Source organism: Sphingobacterium sp. Lzh-3, from assembly GCF_046764375.1.
Taxonomy (GTDB): domain Bacteria; phylum Bacteroidota; class Bacteroidia; order Sphingobacteriales; family Sphingobacteriaceae; genus Sphingobacterium.
The window spans coordinates 2,104,298-2,123,859 of record NZ_CP177226.1; the positions used below are offsets into that span (position 1 = coordinate 2,104,298).

16 protein-coding genes and 1 tRNA gene are annotated in these 19,562 nt (G+C 39.1%); 10 read left to right on the forward strand and 7 right to left on the reverse strand.

Going from position 1 to position 19,562, the window contains the following annotated elements; genetic code table 11:
* The first annotated feature begins 4 nt into the window (after positions 1 to 4).
* The 7 genes from hppD (at position 5) to ACLCDV_RS08685 (ending at position 8,754) form a co-directional block, all read left to right on the forward strand.
* A complete protein-coding gene (hppD, locus tag ACLCDV_RS08655; RefSeq protein WP_411973438.1) occupies positions 5 to 1,132 on the forward strand; it encodes a 4-hydroxyphenylpyruvate dioxygenase in 1,128 nt (375 codons plus the stop codon).
* Positions 1,104 to 2,390 (forward strand): Glu/Leu/Phe/Val dehydrogenase dimerization domain-containing protein, encoded by a 1,287-nt coding sequence (locus ACLCDV_RS08660; protein ID WP_317667643.1) that lies wholly within the window; start codon positions 1,104 to 1,106, stop codon positions 2,388 to 2,390. The genes hppD and ACLCDV_RS08660 overlap by 29 nt, the downstream gene beginning before the upstream one ends.
* A gap of 818 nt (positions 2,391 to 3,208) precedes the next feature.
* Positions 3,209 to 3,988, forward strand: coding sequence for an N-formylglutamate amidohydrolase (locus ACLCDV_RS08665; protein WP_317667642.1), 780 nt, complete (start codon positions 3,209 to 3,211; stop codon positions 3,986 to 3,988).
* Positions 3,978 to 5,810 (forward strand): flavohemoglobin expression-modulating QEGLA motif protein, encoded by a 1,833-nt coding sequence (locus tag ACLCDV_RS08670; protein WP_317667641.1) that lies wholly within the window; start codon positions 3,978 to 3,980, stop codon positions 5,808 to 5,810. The genes ACLCDV_RS08665 and ACLCDV_RS08670 overlap by 11 nt, the downstream gene beginning before the upstream one ends.
* Positions 5,811 to 5,823: 13 nt before the next feature.
* The gene (locus ACLCDV_RS08675) at positions 5,824 to 6,828 is read left to right on the forward strand and encodes a glutathione synthase (protein ID WP_317667640.1); all 1,005 of its coding nucleotides are present in this window, start codon (positions 5,824 to 5,826) and stop codon (positions 6,826 to 6,828) included.
* A 132-nt stretch (positions 6,829 to 6,960) separates the two neighbouring features.
* Positions 6,961 to 7,944, forward strand: a complete 984-nt coding sequence (locus tag ACLCDV_RS08680; protein WP_411973439.1) for a lipoate--protein ligase — start codon at positions 6,961 to 6,963, stop codon at positions 7,942 to 7,944.
* A 42-nt stretch (positions 7,945 to 7,986) separates the two neighbouring features.
* Complete coding sequence (locus ACLCDV_RS08685) at positions 7,987 to 8,754, forward strand: methyltransferase domain-containing protein (RefSeq protein ID WP_411973440.1); 768 nt, start codon at positions 7,987 to 7,989, stop codon at positions 8,752 to 8,754.
* Between the two features lies 1 nt (position 8,755).
* Here ACLCDV_RS08685 and ybaK read toward each other — a convergent pair whose 3' ends face one another.
* Positions 8,756 to 9,232, reverse strand: coding sequence for a Cys-tRNA(Pro) deacylase (gene ybaK, locus ACLCDV_RS08690; protein ID WP_411973441.1), 477 nt, complete (start codon positions 9,230 to 9,232; stop codon positions 8,756 to 8,758).
* 3 nt (positions 9,233 to 9,235) lie between these two features.
* Entirely contained in the window at positions 9,236 to 10,897 is a 1,662-nt protein-coding gene (locus tag ACLCDV_RS08695) for a helix-hairpin-helix domain-containing protein (RefSeq protein ID WP_411973442.1), read from the reverse strand.
* Between the two features lie 260 nt (positions 10,898 to 11,157).
* On the opposite strand from ACLCDV_RS08695, the gene ACLCDV_RS08700 reads away from it, so the two are divergent.
* Positions 11,158 to 12,282 carry a lipid II:glycine glycyltransferase FemX gene (locus ACLCDV_RS08700; protein WP_317667635.1) on the forward strand — a complete coding sequence of 375 codons (1,125 nt, stop codon included), beginning with the start codon at positions 11,158 to 11,160 and terminating at the stop codon, positions 12,280 to 12,282.
* Positions 12,283 to 12,285: 3 nt separating this feature from the next.
* Here the strand turns inward: ACLCDV_RS08700 and ACLCDV_RS08705 are convergent, their stop codons facing one another.
* Complete coding sequence (locus ACLCDV_RS08705; protein ID WP_411973935.1) at positions 12,286 to 13,488, reverse strand: hypothetical protein; 1,203 nt, start codon at positions 13,486 to 13,488, stop codon at positions 12,286 to 12,288.
* A gap of 342 nt (positions 13,489 to 13,830) precedes the next feature.
* On the opposite strand from ACLCDV_RS08705, the gene ACLCDV_RS08710 reads away from it, so the two are divergent.
* Complete coding sequence (locus tag ACLCDV_RS08710) at positions 13,831 to 14,259, forward strand: nuclear transport factor 2 family protein (RefSeq protein WP_317667634.1); 429 nt, start codon at positions 13,831 to 13,833, stop codon at positions 14,257 to 14,259.
* Positions 14,260 to 14,323: 64 nt separating this feature from the next.
* On the opposite strand, the gene ACLCDV_RS08715 is transcribed toward ACLCDV_RS08710, so the two are convergent.
* From ACLCDV_RS08715 to ACLCDV_RS08725, 3 genes are all read right to left on the reverse strand, one after another.
* A tRNA-Ala gene (locus ACLCDV_RS08715) sits at positions 14,324 to 14,397 on the reverse strand.
* 223 nt (positions 14,398 to 14,620) lie between these two features.
* The gene (bla, locus tag ACLCDV_RS08720) at positions 14,621 to 15,322 is read right to left on the reverse strand and encodes a BlaB/IND/MUS family subclass B1 metallo-beta-lactamase (protein ID WP_411973936.1); all 702 of its coding nucleotides are present in this window, start codon (positions 15,320 to 15,322) and stop codon (positions 14,621 to 14,623) included.
* A gap of 124 nt (positions 15,323 to 15,446) precedes the next feature.
* Positions 15,447 to 15,785 carry a cupin domain-containing protein gene (locus tag ACLCDV_RS08725; protein ID WP_317667632.1) on the reverse strand — a complete coding sequence of 113 codons (339 nt, stop codon included), beginning with the start codon at positions 15,783 to 15,785 and terminating at the stop codon, positions 15,447 to 15,449.
* A gap of 213 nt (positions 15,786 to 15,998) precedes the next feature.
* On the opposite strand from ACLCDV_RS08725, the gene ACLCDV_RS08730 reads away from it, so the two are divergent.
* Positions 15,999 to 17,912 (forward strand): AAA domain-containing protein, encoded by a 1,914-nt coding sequence (locus ACLCDV_RS08730; protein ID WP_317667631.1) that lies wholly within the window; start codon positions 15,999 to 16,001, stop codon positions 17,910 to 17,912.
* Between the two features lie 82 nt (positions 17,913 to 17,994).
* Here ACLCDV_RS08730 and ACLCDV_RS08735 read toward each other — a convergent pair whose 3' ends face one another.
* Complete coding sequence (locus ACLCDV_RS08735; RefSeq protein ID WP_333575660.1) at positions 17,995 to 19,515, reverse strand: acyl-CoA dehydrogenase family protein; 1,521 nt, start codon at positions 19,513 to 19,515, stop codon at positions 17,995 to 17,997.
* Positions 19,516 to 19,562: the final 47 nt, after the last annotated feature.

Consider the following 19,562-nt stretch of genomic DNA (forward strand, 5'->3'; position numbering starts at 1 on the left):
AATTATGGCAAATACATTTGCAGAAAAGATTGCCCAAGCGCAAGATTTTCTACCTATTAATGGCACAGATTATATTGAATTTTATGTTGGCAATGCCAAACAGGCCGCACATTATTACAAAACAGCTTTTGGTTTCCAGTCGGATGCGTATGCCGGACCAGAGACAGGTGTTCGAGACCGGGTATCTTACGTGTTAAAACAAAATAAAATACGTTTAGTGCTTACCACAGCGTTGAATTCTGACCACCCTATAACAGAACATGTTAAAAAACATGGTGATGGTGTCAAAATATTGGCGCTTTGGGTAGACGATGCACGAAAATCATTTGAAGAAACAACAAATAGAGGGGCGAAAGTCTATCAGAAACCACAACTGCTGAAGGATGAAAATGGAGAAGTTTGGACAGCAGGCATTTATACCTATGGCGAAACGGTCCACATGTTTGTTGAACGCCGCAATTATTCTGGCCCGTTTATGCCAGGATATGAAAAATGGGAAAGCGATTACAATCCAACGGAAACTGGACTGCTTTATGTTGATCATTGTGTGGGTAATGTTGGCTGGAATAAGATGAATGAAACTGTAAAATGGTATCAGGATGTGATGGGGTTTGTCAATATTTTATCTTTTGATGACAAGCAAATTAATACAGAATATTCAGCTTTGATGAGTAAAGTGATGAGCAATGGAAATGGCTTTGTTAAGTTTCCAATTAATGAGCCTGCCGAAGGAAAGAAAAAATCGCAGATAGAAGAATACCTTGAATTTTATGAGGGTGAAGGTGTACAGCATGCGGCTCTAGCAACCAAAGATATTGTGGCCACCGTGCGGGAACTTAAAGCAAGGGGAGTAGAATTTTTGGGTGCTCCTCCCGAAGCATATTACGATATGTTGCCTGAACGAGTTGGAAAAATTGATGAAGAGATACGGATCATCCAAGAACTGGGTATTCTAGTTGATCGTGATGAAGAAGGTTATTTGCTGCAAATTTTTACAAAACCGGTAGAGGATCGACCAACTTTATTTTATGAAATCATCCAACGTAAGGGGGCACAAAGTTTTGGAGCAGGAAATTTTAAGGCTCTTTTTGAAGCAATAGAACGTGAACAAGAACGTCGAGGAAATTTATAGGAGTATGGAAGGGATGAAGGAATTATTGCGGGCTTTTGAGCACAAAAGTCCGGAAATTGTTTTCGAATGGAAAGATAGTGAAACTGATGCCAGGGGATGGATTGTTATCAATTCCTTACGTGGAGGTGCAGCTGGCGGGGGGACCCGAATGCGGGCTGGATTGGATAGGCATGAGGTAGAATCTTTGGCAAAAACAATGGAGGTCAAATTTACGGTATCTGGCCCTGCAATAGGAGGAGCAAAATCTGGAATTGATTTCGACCCACATGACCCAAGGAAAAATGAAGTCTTGGAACGTTGGTTTAAAGTTGTCACACCACTATTGAAAAACTATTACGGGACAGGTGGAGATTTGAATATCGATGAAATTCATGATGTAATCCCGTTGACGGAAGAATATGGACTATGGCATCCGCAAGAAGGCATTTTGAATGGTCACTTTAAGGTGAATGAAAGCAATCGTATTCATCAAATTGGACAATTGCGTTATGGGGTTTCTAAAGTATTGGAAGATAGCTCCTACAGCCCGGATCTGAAGCGCAAGTACAAAGTGGCAGATATGATCACGGGATATGGCGTGTCAGAGTCAATTCGTCATTATTATGAACTTTTTGGCGAAAATTGCTTTGGGAAGCGAGCGGTAATTCAAGGTTGGGGTAATGTTGCTGCCGCAGCGGCATTTTATCTGTCTAAACTTGGTGTAAAAATAGTTGGTATAATTGATCGAGTTGGCGGACTGATCAATCCGGAAGGATTTGGAGAGGAAGATATTACCCGTTTGTTTTTAGAGCGCAAAGGCAATGAGCTTTGTTCTCCGGACCTGATTCCTTTTGATCAGATACAAAAAGAAATATGGAGTTTGGAAACAGATATTTTTGTGCCTGCTGCGGCCTCCCGCTTAGTGTCAAAAGATCAGATCCAACACATGATAAATCATGGGCTTGAGGTGATCGCTTCAGGTGCCAATGTACCATTTGCAGATCAAGAAATATTTTATGGGCCTGTTATGGAATTCGCAGATCAGCATGTTGCAGTTATACCTGACTTTATTGCGAATTGTGGTATGGCGAGAGTATTTGCTTATTTAATGCAACGTAATATCGAAATTAGTGATGACGCAATTTTTTCGGATGTTTCCAGTGTGATTTTTGAAGCATTAAAGAAAATTAGGACCGTTTCTTCTAAAAAGACACATATATCATCGCGAGCATATGAAATTGCATTGAAACAGTTGGTGGAAATCGGTAACGAAGAATAAGAGGCTAAACGCTAATTTACTTCTGCTATAATGCTATAAAAAAAACACTTGAAGCGGGGAACTTCAAGTGTTTTAACTAACCAATTATTAACCTAAATTTATGAATGCTTAAAACAGTGCAATACCTATGCCAAAACTTATTTTCTTAGCATGAACATATTGTCATTTTTTTGTTATTAAAATTTCTGCCTGAAATTTGATTTTTTTGAAGTTTTGTTGAAAGATCAAAACAGCATAGGCTAAAAACAAATTTCATCCTGCAGTTTTCAAATACTGGTCCTCTTGATGAAATATTTTGTCTTTTTATAGTTTTAAGATGTTGATAAACAGAAACTCCTGAAGCGGGGAGCAACAGGAGTTTTCCTAACCAATTATTAACCTAAATTTATGAAAAGTACCTATATAACGTAGTAAGTTCAAGAAATGTTTCAACTGATTGGAGTTTTTTTTACTTTTTAACATTTTTTGACTATTTGCTATTGATTTCCAATAAAATATACTACTATTTATTTTGTTTTCTTTTTAGGGGAAATAAAAAACCTGTTAGCGGGGACTAACAGGTTTTTTATAAACTAACTAAATTATTAACCTAAATTTATGAAACTACAAAATAATATTCAAGAAGGATGCCAATGTACTCAACCCGTTAGCTGTTTAACGATTTTTAACAGCCTCTTTTCGGATAAGAAGGGGGAGCCCCTAATTCTAAGACAATCCAGTTAATTTTCAAACCTTTTGTTGCTCATAAGCGTTTATCTAAACAAAAAGGTCAGCAATCAATGCTGTCTATTTGACGTAAACTGTTTAAAAAAAGGTACATGTCTTTAACATATCGCTATCAATTTGAAAATTACGATAGCCCATTTTGGGCTTTTGCCATTCATGATGGCCATCAGGTCGATGCGCATTTGATGCCCTACATAAATATTTCAGACGAGGAACGATTACGCGAAGAGGATCCTTATACGGCTATTTTGGCCGAATTACCCTGTAATCGATTTGTATCGGGAACTTCCAGGTTTCAACTGGATCTTAATCGAAAACGAGAAGATGCTATTTATCTTACACCCGAGCAATCTTGGGGGATGCGGGTATGGCGAACGGATCTACCCAATGAACTAAAAGATCAGCTGTATGCAGCCTATGATCGCATATATGAGGAAATAAGCCAAGCAATTCAGCGCACGATTGATCGTTATGGCTATTTTATCGTGTATGATATTCATAGTTATAATATGCGTCGCGGTGGGGCTGACACTAGTTTAAATAATGAAACCGACCCTCAGATCAATATTGGTACGCAACATAATCACAAAAAATGGCGAACGCTGACTGATCAGGTTTTGGAAGCACTACAGACTGGAAAAGATGGACAAGTTTACGACGTACGTGAGAATGTCAAGTTTAAGGGCGGATTCCTTTCTGCGTATTTGAATGATAAGTTTGGTGATAAAGGCTGTATTTTTTCTATCGAATTTCGGAAAGACTTTATGGACGAATGGACCGGGGAAGTATATCCGCAAAAGCTTCAGGAGTATAAACAACTTCTCTTGCATAGCATTGGAACACTGGAAAATTATTTTGCCTATGAAAGATAATGCGAAACAACTTGCTGGCATTTTAAAAATGATCAAAAATAAGGAGGTTTTCCACGTACAGATTCCGCCAAAAAACAAACTGGTATTTAATCAAGTTGTTCCTTATCTGTTTTTATACAGACAGTTTTTTAGTCAAGACCCTATGCTGGCAGAGTTGGTTAAATCAGAACCAGCTTATTTTAGGGTAAGAGATCCGCAGATGAATGTTTCTGAATGGATCGCTCCAATCCTCAATCAACTTGTCGAAGAGTTTGGTGCTTGTTTGATTATTGAAGCTTGGGCATCAGATTCAGCACAGGAGGAAGATATCCAAATTCATATTGCGCGGAAAAATGTACAGGCTATCGCTCAGTATCTAGGTAAGCAACTGACAACAGAGGAATCGATTTCCAAAGTGGAGATACTGACAGATTCCAAAACAAATGCAACGCAAAGTTTATCCCCTTCGAGTGTACAGTTGGATAATCTGAACACCAATATATTTTACATGGGGCTAGAGATAAAACCGAAATACCTTTTAGGGGTAGACCAGCAAATTTTACCGATCGATCTGCGTCATTTCCGTGAAGCCATATCTAGGAGTCTGTCGAAAACATTCTTCGAATTCATTCGTATACATACCTTATCTAAACCTACGGCATTTAAAATAAGCCAGCCTAAAAAGATGATTCCTTTAGCTTGGGAGATTGATCAGAAATTAGCACGGGAAAGTCAACGATTTGATTTTTTATTATTGGTAACACCAACAAATTCTTATGATGCCTGGCAGCAATTTAAAAAGGGAAATTACCGAAAAACTCCTGTTTTTCGATATAGGCCCATGCCGATTGATCCAGATATTATCAAGAGAAACCTCTATAACTTGCATATCGAAGATTTATTTGATCCTTCCATTGCTTATTTGTTTCGTGATAAACGCAAGGAGCTTGATCAGATGATGACCATGTTGAGTGAGCGGGGAAAAGAAGGATTTTTGTTGGGCAGTATGCAGGTTTTTGGTACTGTCAATGAAAAATTGTTGGAAAAGGCTCAGGCAATTTTGACAATTACGACAACGGATCGAGAAGTGAGAACGAAAGAAGAGGATATTGTCTATGCCGAAGAGTTCGCTAAGCTCGCCCAGGAAGAATTGGATTATCTGAAAAATCAAGATCCAAGCTTTGGCACCACAGTGAGGCTACGGGATGATATTTATGGCGTGATGGTAAATCAAGGCGTACTCAATATAAGTAAGCAGTATAGTTTGCCAAGGAATAGGGTAAAGGCATTGATTCAACATGAGGTCGGTACACATATTGTTACTTACTATAATGGGAAGCAACAGCCGTTCAGTCTCTTTAGATTGGGGGTTCCCGGTTATGAAAAACTTCAGGAAGGCCTCGCTGTACTTGCTGAGTATTTGGTGGGGGGCCTCACAAATAATAGACTACGTATTCTGGCAGGCAGAGTTATCGCTGTCCATCACATGCAGCAGGGCAGTTCATTTATTGATACATTTTCAGTATTGGTAGATAAGTACCAATTTTTGACCGAAACAGCTTTTCAAATGACGATGCGGGTCTATCGAAGTGGTGGGCTTACCAAAGATGCATTATACTTGAGTGGTTTAATCGAATTGACTAATTATATCAAGAGTGGGCGAGATCTATCCCTGTTGACGATGGGCAAAATCCGCGAAGATTATATACCAATCGTTGAAGAACTCATGTTAAAGGGCGTCTTGAAGGCTCCGGTCCTGACACCAAGGTATCTAATGGATCCATACAAGGATGCCTTGTTACACCTCAAAAAAAGTAATGGAATATTTCAAATGATTCAGTAATCAGATATTTTATATGAAGATAGCATTCGTGATCAACCAAACCCATAAAGAAACTGCTCGTTTCACGACGACTGTTTTGGCATTGAAAGCCCATCAAATGGGACATGAAATTTATTATATTGGCTTGGCCGATTTCTACTATGAGTCGGCCCATATCGCCGCCCACGTGCGAAAAGTACTCCCTGATCAGATGCTTACTTCTACCAATAGCCTCATGGAAGTATTGCGCGCAACAGAAAAAACGAAGATGATGTTGGAAGAAATGGATGTGGTCTGGCTACGATTTGATCCAGTCCTCGATATGGTTAACCGACCTTGGGCTGCCGCTTCAGCTCTACAATTTGCCGCTCTCCTAAAAGAAAAAGGTGTATTGGTTATCAATGATCCCGATAGCCTTAGTCGGGCCAGTAATAAGTTATATCTCGAGGGATTTGATGAATCTATTCGACCTAAAACAATTGTAACCCGAAACTATGCCGATGTCATTGAATTTTTTGAACAACAGAATAAGCTTATTATTTTGAAACCCTTGAAGGGGTCCGGTGGTAAAAACGTATTTTTAATCAATAAGGATAATCAGCAAAACCTCAAGCAAACGGTAGAAGCTATTGCCCGAGATGGGTATGTAATTGGCCAGGAATATCTTCCGGAAGCTGCCCGCGGTGATATAAGATTCTTTTTACTAAATGGAGAGCCTATTTCGATCAATGGAAAATATGCTGCTGTTCATCGCGTGCAACAAGGGGATGAGATTCGGAGCAATGTGCATCAAGGTGCAAAGACCCAAGCAGCTATTATTTCACCGGAGTTATTGCTTATGGTCGATAAAATCCGGAATAAATTAGTTCAAGACGGAATGTATTTTGTTGGTTTGGATGTGGTAGGAGATCGTATTATGGAAATCAACGTATTTAGTCCGGGGGCATTATGCCAGACGGAAGAAATTGTAAAAGAGGATTTTTCGGCGCTTATTATTGAAAAATTAGCGGAGAAGGTTGCTTTCAGAAAACGAGGTTGATGACAGTTGTATCGATGAAAATTGATGTTGTTGAAATCGCTGCGGGATTGCTAAGCTAATGATTTGCGGTAATTATGAATTTGAAATGAATTACAGGAATTAAATTCTTGTTACTTTTGAAAAAAGAAAAATATGCTAATTATCGATTCTCCATCCCGCAACGCCTATTTTAACATCGCTTCAGAGGAGTATTTGTTGGGTAAATTTCCGGAAGAGGATATTTTCTTACTCTATGTAAATGACCCTTCAATTATCGTGGGTAAATTTCAGAATACCTTGGCCGAAATCAATCTTGATTATGTCAACGAGCATCAGATTAAGGTTGTGCGACGAATGTCTGGCGGCGGTGCTGTTTATCATGATGCTGGAAACTTAAATTTTTCTTTTCATACCTTATTGGGAAATCATGATTTTATGGATTTTTCGACCTTTACCCAGCCGATTGTACATATTTTGAACAAATTGGATATCCCTGCAAAATTAGAGGGAAGAAATGACCTCCTGGTAGATGGGAAGAAGTTTAGTGGAAATGCAAAGCTTGCAAAAAATGGGAAGATGATTCAACATGGTACGATATTGATCGATTCGCAGATGCAGGTATTAAGTGATGCTTTAAAGGTTAATCCATTGAAGTTTGTAGATAAGGCGGTAAAATCGAATCGCGCACGTGTCACAAATTTAATTGAATATCTACCTGCTGGTTTTACGACTGGAGATTTTAAGGAATTGCTGATTGAAGAAATAAAACGTGAGAATCCGGCAGCCAAAATGATTGATTTTACGGCTTCGGACATTGAAAATATAGAAAAATTGGTCGAAGAGAAGTATGAAACATGGGATTGGAACTTCGGTTTTTCACCAAATTATAACTTTAAAAAAGCAATTAAGATCCCTGCAGGATTCATCGAGTTGCATTTGGATGTACACAAAGGATACATTGAAAGGGCTAAAATTTTCGGTGATTTTTTTGCATCCCGATCAATTCATGAACTTGAAAATTTATTGATTGGTGAAAAGCATGAAGTAGGAGCGATTGATGCCTTACTGAAATCAATTGATTTGACGACGTATTTTGGTAAAGTTGAACCCGCAGAAATTCTTACCTTGTTTAACTAGAAAATGTAGTATTGCCCGATATGGGTGTTAATTAATAAATATATGCCTTGGAATCCAGCTATATACAATCAATTTAAAGATATCCGTTTTAAACCGTTTTATGATTTATCTGAGCTAATTACTGCCGATAAAATGGAGCATGCAGTCGATTTAGGTTGCGGTACAGGTGAACAGACAGCTATCTTAAGTGAACAATTTTCTCAAGCGACCTTTCTTGGGATAGATTCTTCTGCGGAAATGCTTTCTAAAAGCCATAAGTTGGAAACGGAGCGTCTAAAATTTAGGCAAAGTTCCGTCGAGGCCTTCCTTGCAGAGCCAAAAACCTGGGATCTTATATTCAGTAATGCTGCTTTACAATGGCTGGAAGATCATCAGGTTCTTTTCCCTCAAATTATTTCTAAGCTTAATGTTGGCGGACAATTGGCGATACAAATGCCTTATCAGCCCGAAAATATACTCAATAAAATTTTAGTTGAATTGGCGACGGAAGAACCCTATCGAACCTATTTAGGGGGCTGGAATAGGCCTTCTTCGGTATTGGATATGGATACTTATGCGCAATTGCTATTTGATAATGGCCTGGATCAATTAAACCTTTCTCTTCGTGTATATCCACTCATTGCTGCTGATGCAGAAATGCTTTACAATTTTATCGCTGGGTCTGCTTTGATTCCTTACATGGAACAATTGGAGGAAGATAAGAAGTCTGTGTTTGTAACTGAATATAAAACACGCATCAAAGAACAGTTCACTAAATTTCCGGCGATCTATTCTTTCAAGCGTATTTTATTATACGGGCGTAAAATGTAATCTACATGCCGATTAGGTCCGACCAACTGGCATCTGTAATTGTGACTAAGTCCGCTGGGTCTAAAATAATCTGAAGCCCTCTTTTTCCCGCGCTGACGGAAATCGCTGATTCCAATTGTGCGGCTTCTTCAATAAAGGTTGGGAACTGTTTTTTCATGCCAATAGGTGAACAGCCACCACGAATATAGCCGGTCACCGCTAAAAGGTCCTTCATTGGAAGCATTTCGCAGTTTTTATTCCCAGAGGCCTTCGCTATTTTTTTAAGGTCGAGCTGTGCGTTTCCGGGAATTACGGCAACAATATAAGGATCCTTGTTGCCTTTTAAGACCAGGGTTTTATAAAGCGTCTCGGGTGACAAACCTAGGGTTTCGGCGACATGCTCAGCACTGACGTCCTGTTCGTCTACCTCGTATGCTCTGAGTTCATACTTAATTTTTGCTGTGTCCAACAGCCGAACAGCATTTGTTTTACTCGACATACCCTAGCCTTGTTTTTTCTTATTAAAATAGGTCGTTATGGCATCTAGCGCGTATGCATTCAAGCAGTTGCTTGCTTGCAGACCACCCTTTTGAGCCACTAATACACCATATTGCATATCGTGCAATCCCTCTGTACGATGGGCATCGGGATTGATGGAAAGCAAAACTCCTTTCTCTACTGCATAACGGTGCCATCTCCAATCCAGATCTAATCGTAAAGGATTGGCATTTATCTCAATGACAACGCCATTTGCCGCACAAGCATCGATTACCCGTTTAAAATCTAAGGGATATCCGGCCCTACTTAATAATAGTCTTCCTGTCGGATGGCCTAAGATTGTTGTATACGGATTTTCGATCGCTTTGATTAGTCTTGTTGTGGCTTTGTCTTCGTCCATTTTCAGATTGGAGTGTACGGAGGCGACAACGAAGTCAAACTTAGCCAATACCTCATCGGGATAGTCTAATGAACCGTCACCTAGAATATCGGATTCAATTCCCCTGAAAATCTTGAAAGGAGCCAATTTTTCGTTTAATGTAGCAATCTCATTCCACTGCTGTTCCAATCGCTCAATGGAGAGGCCGTTGGCATAGACTGCAGTTCGCGAGTGATCGCATATACCCAAATATTCTAGCCCCAGGACATCTTTACAATGTAATGCCATTTGCTCGAGGCTATGTACGCCGTCACTATAGGTGGAGTGATTGTGGAGTGTTCCCCTGAGGTCTTTGTATTGAATCAGCTTTGGCAGTGTATGTGTTTGAGCCTGCACTATTTCATTCAACCCCTCTCGTAATTCGGGTTCAATATAATCTAAACCCAAGTTACGGTAAATGGCCTCTTCACTGGAAAGTGAAGGGAGATCCGGTAGAATATTAAATAGATGATCGAGATGTGCAGTGGATCCGGTACTAAGAATCAGGTCGCGATAAAAATCATTGATATTACTGCTGAATACTTTGAAAGTAAACCCCAATTCATCGGTCAGTTCTATGGAGTTTTCTGTTTTTTCCACTAAAGTAAATCCATCAAGGAATTTTTCGACATTGTCTATACTTTCCGATATTAAAAGATCTACGGTACTCAAAACCTCGCATTTTCTTCTGAAATCTCCTGTATATGACAGCAGTGAAGAAGGAAAATGCAATTTCAAGTCGTTGAAAAATTTTTCTGCCAGTGGAAGTACTTTTGCATATAAAAACCATCCTTTGTTGGAAATAGAAAACTCAATGGATTTTTTGATGTCTTCCTGTGTCTTAAGACCAAACCCTTTTGCTTCTACGAGACGGTTTTCATTACAGGCGTACAGTAATTCGCCCACACTTTCAATCTCGAGTTCTTTCCAGATAATTTGAATCTTTTTAGGGCCAAGGCCCTTAATATTTAACATTTCAATAATACCGGATGGTGTGTTTTCAATAAGATCCCCAAGCTCTTTGAAAGTTCCTGTAGCGGCAACTTCTTTGGCTTTTTCAGCCGTGCTTTTTCCGATTCCAGGCTGTGCACTCAATTCTTCAAGACTGGCCTCTTCAATACGGAAAGGTAGCTTGTCCAACTTAAAAGAGGCACTTGCAATGGATTTTGTTCGAAAAGGATTTTCGTTGTGAAGCTCCATCAATTGGCTACATAATTTGAAAATTTTTGAGATCGCTTTATTGTCCATCGTATTTGAATTGTTAAGCTACAAATATCTTAAATTTTAGGTCAAAATAACAATTCAAACGCGGATATTATAGCGTTAAATAATGTAAAAAAGCGACTTTGAATGCCTGTTTTTCTCTATTTCTTGAAATTAACAACAAAGTGACAAATGCATGTGCGCTTAACCAAACATTTTGGCTATGTTTGCCGTTTTTGGGTGTTAAAATTGCAGCGATTTTGTGAATATCTTATAAAAACAACCCTATTAAATAGTAAAATATCATGATAGCAGACATTAGTGACAAAGAAATCAGTGGGCTTTATAAAACAGGTATTATTCAACAAACTGCTTACTGGTCTGCAGTAAAAAAAATGCAAGGTATACAATCGAAGGCATTTAATTTTAAATCCAAACAATCCGATCTGTATGTCGGAGTCGACGACGATACCTATTTTATCGGTGATCTATTAATTATTATACAAGCCATAGATCAGGAACATAGCATAGCCTATGTACCTTATGGACCTGAGATTGAACCTTCAGATGAAAACCAGGGCTATTTTTTAGAACAGTTATCGGAAAGTTTACGTTCCCATCTGCCACCAAATTGTATAATGATACGCTATGATTTATCTTGGGAATCACATTGGGCTAAAGAGGATGATTGTTACGATCTTCATGGTAATTGGCTAGGGGTGCCGGAGAAACGGATTCAGGAAATGCGCTTTAATTTTAACACAGAAAACTGGAACTTTCATAAAGCCAATACGGACATACTTCCTTCAAATACTATTTTTATGGATCTTAGAAAGGGGGAGGATATGTTGCTTGGAAATATGAAATCTAAGACTCGATATAATATCAATTTAGCAGAGCGAAAAGGAGTACGTGTGCGTTCGCTGGGGCTTGAAAGTTTGGCGGTTTGGTATGAGCTTTATCGGCAGACAGCTCTTCGAAATAACTTTTTCTTACATGATATAAGCTATTTTAAGATCGTTCTTTCTGCAAGGGCAAGTGATACATTGTCTCCCGCAGATGTATATCTTTTAGTAGCCGAAGTGGATAGCCAGCCTTTGGCCGCGATGTTTTTGGTAATTGCAGCAAATCGGGGGACTTATCTATATGGAGCTTCTGCTTCCGAAAATCGTAATTATATGGCGACATACGCTTTGCAATGGCGTGCGATGCAGCTTGCGAAAGAAAAAGGCTGTACAGAATATGATTTCTTTGGAGTATCGCCACAGGCAGATCCGTCACACCCTTTATATGGACTTTATCGTTTCAAAACAGGATTTGGTGGTGAAATCTACCACCGTATGGGCTGTTGGGATTATCCCTTGGACAATAGGAAATATCAGTACTATGCGTCAATGGAGTTTAAAAACCAGCGCTATCATTTAAGTTAGAAACTAGAAGACCTCACCCAAGGTGAGTCTAACGCCACGGTGATTCTTACTGATACCATAGTCGATTCCAATGTTGGTGCCCGAGTTTTTGTTAAACTTAATTCGTGCACCAGCACCAGTGCCGACGTTCCAGTCTTCGAACATGGAATTCTTTGGCCCGTTTAATGTCGTAAAGTTCATAAATGCAACAAATCCAAATAAGCCATTTTGGGTGATATCACGACGATATTCCGTTTCTAAATAGTAAAGTGATTTACCACGAAAACGACTGACTGGAAAGCCTCTTCCCGAACTATTGTATGGATCCCATCCTAAATTCGGAAGATCAAGATAGGGCGCTTTACTATTAAATACCGTCCAGAAGAAACTCCTTATGGCAATCATATTTTGGCGATTTCTGTCTTGGGTAAGCCTATGGTATCGTCTAACTTCGAGAAATAGCGATTTCCAGTTCTGATCGCTTCCTAAAAATATCGGATTTACACGGAACTGTAAATTGGCATAGTTACCCGACCAGGTATTGATCGAATTGGCGCGCGTATCGTAAATTAAATTGAAGCTGACTCCTGAAGACATGGTATTGTCTTTTAAATCTGTTCCATAAGGGTAGGACGTGTAGTCTTCGAGCTTGGTATTGCTCGTAGACTTAATATTCATTCTATAATCCAGATCATAACCAATGCCCATAAAAAGGCCTCCATGAATTCTTTTTAATGCATGTTGGTATAAACGAAAGTAGGTGTAATCTAAATTAATCTGCTGATCACCATGATGCTCTTTGCCAATTCCCCAAGTTTCGTGCGGATATTTTAGTAGACGGATATCCCCATCAATCACCCATGTATTATCTTTTAACCAGATGTAAGAACGTATTGGCAGACCAAATCGTTTGCCAAAATTTGTGTAAGGCGTAAATGTCATTTTAGACATATAGGTGTCGGAACGATCTCCTAAATAAAATCCTGCGGTTGTACTTGTAATTAGAGCATGCCCCCCTCCGGGAACATTTGTCGAAAAGGGTAAAAAGGAAAAATAGATTTTCTTTCCTGTACTATCGACAGTTTGGGGTGGCTTGATATTTAATATTTCTTTTCCAATATCAATCAGATCACGTTGTTTACTTGTATCAGCAAGATGTTTGGTGGTTTCTATTTCATTGACGGGACGTTGTGCATATACAGTATCGCCAAGTACAAGTAGAACCATCAAAATAGACCATTTAATATAAAAAATATATGCGCTATCGTAGTGTGTCATGAAAGAATGCAATCTAGCAGGAAATAGATAGAATAACAATATTCAAACCAATAATTTATTCATTCTGTCACGTTTTGGCTATAAAGAGAATTGATTGGAAATTTCATTCGCCTAGAAAAAAAGAGCATTTACCGATTTTAATGTAATGTTAATCTAAATGTAATGAAATCAATATATGAGTTGTCTTAACTTTGAATCAGAAAATAAATAAAAAAAGTACGCAACAAATTTATATAGTTCGCGACAGTAGAATAAGAAAATATACTAATACATTATAAAATTGAAAAAGATATGAAAACTTTAGTAAAAACATTTGTAGCAGCAGCAATGATTGCAATCTCTACTTGCTCAATGGCTTCAGTTAAACCAGAAGAACGCAATTTAATTACTGCTGATTTAGCCATCGATGAATACGTTGGAGCAATGACCGAAGGTCAGGTAGCTAATTTAGATAAGCTTTTTACAGCTGATTTTAACCAAAAAGTTTGTGGCAAACAAGATTTGAAATTTAGCCGTCTTGAGATGGTTGAGTTTTTGAAAAAACAAAAAGGAATCAAGATGAACTGCAAAACAACAACACAGATCGTTGAAGAATTACCTGATTATGCAATAGCGAAAGTTACGATGCAATTTGATGGTTTTGCTAAAACAGATCTGATCACACTTGTTAAAGAAAACGGAACTTGGAAAATTTCTAAATCTGTAAACTCTTATAAATAAGAATTTGCTGTCAAAATTGGTCGATTAAAAATAAGAAAAGGGTACTTAAGTACCCTTTTTTTTGTGGAGCATATCAGATTCGAACTGATCACCTCTTCGCTGCCAGCGAAGCGCTCTAGCCAAATGAGCTAATGCCCCTGCTTTATTTGGTGTCGCTAAGATAGTACTTTTTTGGATAAACAAAGCCTCTTTTTTATTTTTCTACATATTTTTCTATGTATGTCATCTAGTCGTTTTTTTTTTGATACACAAATACGCTCGAGCTGACCACTCTATTTTTCTATTTGGATATCTTAAGGTGTTTTTATCTCGTTGAAAAACAAGAGAGTTTACCGGCGTAAAGGAGGACATGAACAATGTATTAGTGTCCCTCAGTAAGCAGCGCTTCGGTTCGCTTTATCTGACCTTTATCTTTCCAGGCATCATGCCCAGGAATAACCATATTAATTTCGGGATATTTTGCCAATAACCTCGCTAGGGATGGTTTCCAGGATTTTATATCCCCATCTGCCGTAAATCCTAGATCTTGGGCTTCGGAGCTTTTTATAAAACAACCACCGTCTAGGATCTTATATTGGGGAAACCAGACAACAACATTGTCCATGGAGTGTCCGGCACCAAAAAAGTTCAAAACAAAAGATTGTCCGCCGACGGTGTAGGTTTTATTGGTGGAAACAAGATGAGTGGCCTGGGCTTTGTGATTTACCTTTAGCAGGTCGTTCGTCATTTTTGTTGCGTAGGTTGGAATTCCAATACCGTTGTAATAAGCAAAGCCACCTGCCCGATCTTCGTGCCAGTGTGTCGCGTAAACAGCAATGACGGGTAAATTATGTTTCTGTTTGATGCTGTCCAATAAGGGTTGATATTGTGTGGAATCCCATGGTGTATCAAAAAGGATAACGCCTTTTTTTGTAATTAGGTATACCGCATTAGCAGCATATTTGGCACCTCCAAAGGTGTTAAAGGTCGTGTAAAGGTACAGATGCGGATTTATCTTTTCTATTAAAAGAGGTTTTTCTTGCGCTTGTAGAGATGGAGAAAGACCGAATAAACCAATGCTCATGCATACGGCAGCAAATGTTGCGCGAATATAAGGAGAAAGAAGTGAGATCATATTTTTGAATGTTATTGCATTAACGTTAGAACAAAATGATTATTATTTTTTCAAAACCTGATTAATACATTTTTTAGGTAGATTGAACAAAATCTTCACGATATGGGGTGAACGAATCGATCAGTTCTCCTTCCTCCAAACATTCACATCCATGAATCAATTGCGAATAGATGATACAAGAATCGCCAGCGGTTAAGATGCGATCAACACCATCAATATGGTATCTGAATGTTCCTGCACTAACATAAGAAATCTGTGTGTGGGGGTGTTGATGAAGTGCACCGATAGCCCCTTTTTTAAAACGAACTTTCATGAGCATGAGTTCATCATTAAAAACGAGTATTTTTCGCATAACACCTTCGCCCAGGTCTGTCCATTGCTGCTCGCTGTCGTGTAAGAATATTTCGCTCATCTAATTGTTGATTTATGGAGCTTCGATTGGAAAACGCTCTCTTTTCCAATTATAGTAAAAAAATATGAATTTACGGTTAGATCCAATGCTTCTTTTGGAACATATCAATTTGCTTTACAAAATTTGACTACATATGAGATGAATTAAAAACCAAATGGTCCAAATAAGTAAAAAAACAGTTATTTTGCGCCTGAGCAATTTGTATATTACACGATGAATTATTTCGACGAGCTTATTACTTTATTACGTCAGGAGCACCAATTTGATCGATTACAACATGAAAATTTGTTGTTGAAAAGTAGTTTGAATGAACGAAGAATGCAAGGTGTCACCTGGTTTCCGATTCAGATAACAGATACGGAGCTTGGGAGAGGAGACTATTTATCCGTTAATTTAAATCGAACAAATTATTATGAGGTCGAACATAAGTTTCGCTTTGGTATGCCAGTTTGTCTGTTCTCAAATCACGATCCCGACCGAGATCGAATAGAGGGCATCATATCTTCGATCAATAGGGATGGGATGCGAATTTCATTTCGTGTCGATGAACTTCCAGAATGGAGCAGAAGAGGGAAGCTTGGTGTTGATTTGTTATTTGATGAGTATTCCTATCGGGAGATGTTCAATGCCTTGGAGAAAGGAAAGGAATTGAGCCGTGATGCAAAGCAAGGTAGTTTTGTGAGAAGATTAATCGGTGAAGAGTTGATTCCAACTGAATCTATTGCAGAATTCTTTGAGCATCCCAACTTAAATACGGGGCAAAATAAAGCGGTCCAACAGCTATTGGAAGCAAGTACTGTAGCTCTTTTGCATGGGCCGCCGGGGACGGGGAAAACAACAACATTGGTTCAGGCCGTGAAGGCATTGCTAAAACAATACAACAAGCAAGTGTTGGTTGTTGCACCGAGCAATACTGCCGTTGATTTGTTAACTGAACGTCTAGATGCTGCTGGAATTGCAGTAACAAGAATAGGAAACCCTGTGAAGGTTTCGGAGCATCTCCAGGAATTGACACTCGATGCAAAGATTGATCGACATCCTGCAAATAAGGATATTAAAACACTTCAAAAGCAAGTGCGGACGTATACAGAGATGGCTCAAAAATATAAACGTAATTTTGGAAAAGCTGAGCGGGAGCAAAGAAAAGCGTTGTTTGATGAAGCTCATCGAATCAGAAAAGATGTCGATAAGATTCAAGATTTTATCAGTGCAGATGTTTTGGATAAATCGCAGGTAATTACTGCAACTTTGGTTGGATCGAATCATGAGGTTATTCGCAATCGCAGCTATGAAACAGTCATTATTGATGAGGCCGCACAAGCATTGGAGCCTGCTTGCTGGATCCCGATATTAAAGGCACATCGAGTTATTTTGGCGGGAGACCACAATCAATTGCCTCCTACTGTAAAATCCAGTAATGTACCTCACCATGGCCTGAGCCATACATTATTCGAAAAATTGGTAGATCATAATCCGCAATTGGTTTCTTTGTTAGATGTACAGTATCGCATGAATGAACAAATTATGCAATACCCGTCCACAGCCTTGTATAATGGTTTGTTGAGAGCAGATAGTACAGTGGCACAGTGGAGCTTAGCAGTGGATACCGAACCGGTCTTATTTATCGATACAGCGGGAGCGGGGTTTGAAGAAACCGAAAGCGACGGCGCAATCTTTAATCTAGGAGAAGCTCATTTTATTAAAGCTCATCTGAACGACCATATTGGAGCTTGGACAGCGTCTTTGAGCCTCGATGAAAGCCTGAGCGTCGGGGTGATTGCTCCTTATCGAAAGCAGGCCACTTTATTGAAGGAGGTATTGGATGGGGAAGAAGTGCTACGACCTTTTAACGACTTGATTAAAATACAGACAATAGACAGTTTTCAAGGGCAGGAGAAGGATGTTATTTATATCAGTTTGACCAGAAGTAACGCTGAACAGCAGATTGGTTTTTTGTCTGATGTTCGCCGGATGAATGTGGCAATGACTAGGGCTAAGAAGAAATTGGTTGTTATTGGAGATAGTGCTACAATAGGTTCACATCCGTTTTACCGAGAATTTATTGCCTATACCGAGTCGATAGGGCACTATCATAGTGTGTGGGAATGGGATATTTCAGCAATATAATGGAAGAGGCCACTTCATAGGAAGTAGCCTCTTGCTTTTATTGAAACTTACTGACCAGATTGATTCCTGTAATGTCTCCTTATTAAGAAGTGAACTTCATCCAATCTGTGTTTTCGTCGTAGTTCATAAGTGGTTCGGCATTATTGTTATTTGATAACTGGCCTACCAACATATAAATATCCATGCTCACATGTTGACGTGTTATTTCTGTCATCTTATCATTGAACCCGGCGTTGTTAATTTGTAAAACATACTGAAAACAGATGACGCGGGCGATTATCTTTCCAAGTGTAACCAGTTCACGTTGTTTGGGCTGTAGCGGAAAGTCAAAATTCAAGATTGATGAGAAAAATGGTGCTGCAAATTCAGTTGAGCTATATTTTTTTAAGAAAGACAACAAGTTACTTTCTTTGGTTTTGCGCATAAGTTTACCGATCGCTTCAGCAACTTGAGAATAAAGCATTTCATTTGATCCCTCAAAGATTTGAAAAGGTCTACTGTCTACGAGGCCACGACCGGCAACATGGTCTAACCTATAGCCATTTGCACCGGATAATTGCACACATGTTTGCGCGGCTTCATGCATTAAGTCTGTCACAAATGCTTTCACACTATTGGCATCTACACCATAGGCCGAAAGGTCATTATGGATAGAGCTGATCGAGACACTGTATGAACACATTGCAGAACATAAGGTAAATGCAGCCTGTATGCGCGACAACTGAAATTTAACAGCGTCTAATTCATTTAAACTAATACCCGCTACACGGCGTTCGGAACAATGTGTCATGGCCTCATCCAACATCCGTTTTATGAAACCCATTCCCATTCCAGGGAATTGTAATCTGCTGCGGTGGAGGGTGTCTAACATCAATTTAATTCCTGTACTTTCCGGATTTAGTTTGTGATCCATGGGAACATTGATGTCGATGTCGTTCACTCCATAAGGAATTGCATAAAGACCAAGGCTATTGTATTTCTTTGTAACAGTAATCTTTTGTTCTTCGACGGCGTTCTCTGTGACAAAGAAATCTATATCCCGCACCAGTTCTCCGTTTTCATTTTTCTTGCGTGCTGTCACGAGCCAAAAGTCAGCAGCTCCAGTGAGACCTTGCCAGTGTTTTTCACCTTTTATATAGTACTTATCGTCCTTTTGTTCGTAAGATGTTCGCATATTGAGGGCGTCACTGCCGTAAGCCTGTTCGGTAATCATTAATCCTCCCATTGCCTGGTTTTCCAAAAATTGATGGAATATCTTCTCTTGAAGTAAGGTATCGCCGTATTTGGCAAAGGGCTCCAAAAATAGCGCAATATTAATCCCGAAAATGAGCGATAAAGATAGTGATTCATAAGAAGCTGCCGCCAGTACACCCAAGCATTCTTTCACATGAAGGCCCCGACCACCGTGGTGTTCCGGGATAGCAACCGACAAGGGCTGCATTTTCATGATCTCAGCTAAAAACTCAGGCGGTAGCCCACGCGTTAAACTGAGCGAGTTGTAATCATACTCTTTATTAAATAAGCTTGATAGCCTAGTTTTAAAATCCGCAATAAACAAATCGAAATCTTGGGTTATATTGTTGTGTTCTGAAACCTTAAGCATCTTTAAATATGTGATTAAATGATGGAACAATGTAAATCGAAACATGA

Coding starts and splice junctions, on each gene's coding strand:
- ACLCDV_RS08665 (WP_317667642.1), top strand. CDS start 3,209: ATGTCTTTAACATATCGCTATCAATTTGAAAATTACGATAGCCCATTT.
- ACLCDV_RS08685 (WP_411973440.1), top strand. CDS start 7,987: ATGCCTTGGAATCCAGCTATATACAATCAATTTAAAGATATCCGTTTT.
- ACLCDV_RS08710 (WP_317667634.1), top strand. CDS start 13,831: ATGAAAACTTTAGTAAAAACATTTGTAGCAGCAGCAATGATTGCAATC.
- ACLCDV_RS08670 (WP_317667641.1), top strand. CDS start 3,978: ATGAAAGATAATGCGAAACAACTTGCTGGCATTTTAAAAATGATCAAA.
- ACLCDV_RS08730 (WP_317667631.1), top strand. CDS start 15,999: ATGAATTATTTCGACGAGCTTATTACTTTATTACGTCAGGAGCACCAA.
- bla (WP_411973936.1), bottom strand. CDS start 15,322: ATGAGCATTGGTTTATTCGGTCTTTCTCCATCTCTACAAGCGCAAGAA.
- ACLCDV_RS08725 (WP_317667632.1), bottom strand. CDS start 15,785: ATGAGCGAAATATTCTTACACGACAGCGAGCAGCAATGGACAGACCTG.
- ACLCDV_RS08680 (WP_411973439.1), top strand. CDS start 6,961: ATGCTAATTATCGATTCTCCATCCCGCAACGCCTATTTTAACATCGCT.
- ACLCDV_RS08735 (WP_333575660.1), bottom strand. CDS start 19,515: ATGCTTAAGGTTTCAGAACACAACAATATAACCCAAGATTTCGATTTG.
- ybaK (WP_411973441.1), bottom strand. CDS start 9,232: ATGTCGAGTAAAACAAATGCTGTTCGGCTGTTGGACACAGCAAAAATT.
- ACLCDV_RS08675 (WP_317667640.1), top strand. CDS start 5,824: ATGAAGATAGCATTCGTGATCAACCAAACCCATAAAGAAACTGCTCGT.
- ACLCDV_RS08705 (WP_411973935.1), bottom strand. CDS start 13,488: ATGGTTCTACTTGTACTTGGCGATACTGTATATGCACAACGTCCCGTC.
- ACLCDV_RS08695 (WP_411973442.1), bottom strand. CDS start 10,897: ATGGACAATAAAGCGATCTCAAAAATTTTCAAATTATGTAGCCAATTG.
- ACLCDV_RS08700 (WP_317667635.1), top strand. CDS start 11,158: ATGATAGCAGACATTAGTGACAAAGAAATCAGTGGGCTTTATAAAACA.
- hppD (WP_411973438.1), top strand. CDS start 5: ATGGCAAATACATTTGCAGAAAAGATTGCCCAAGCGCAAGATTTTCTA.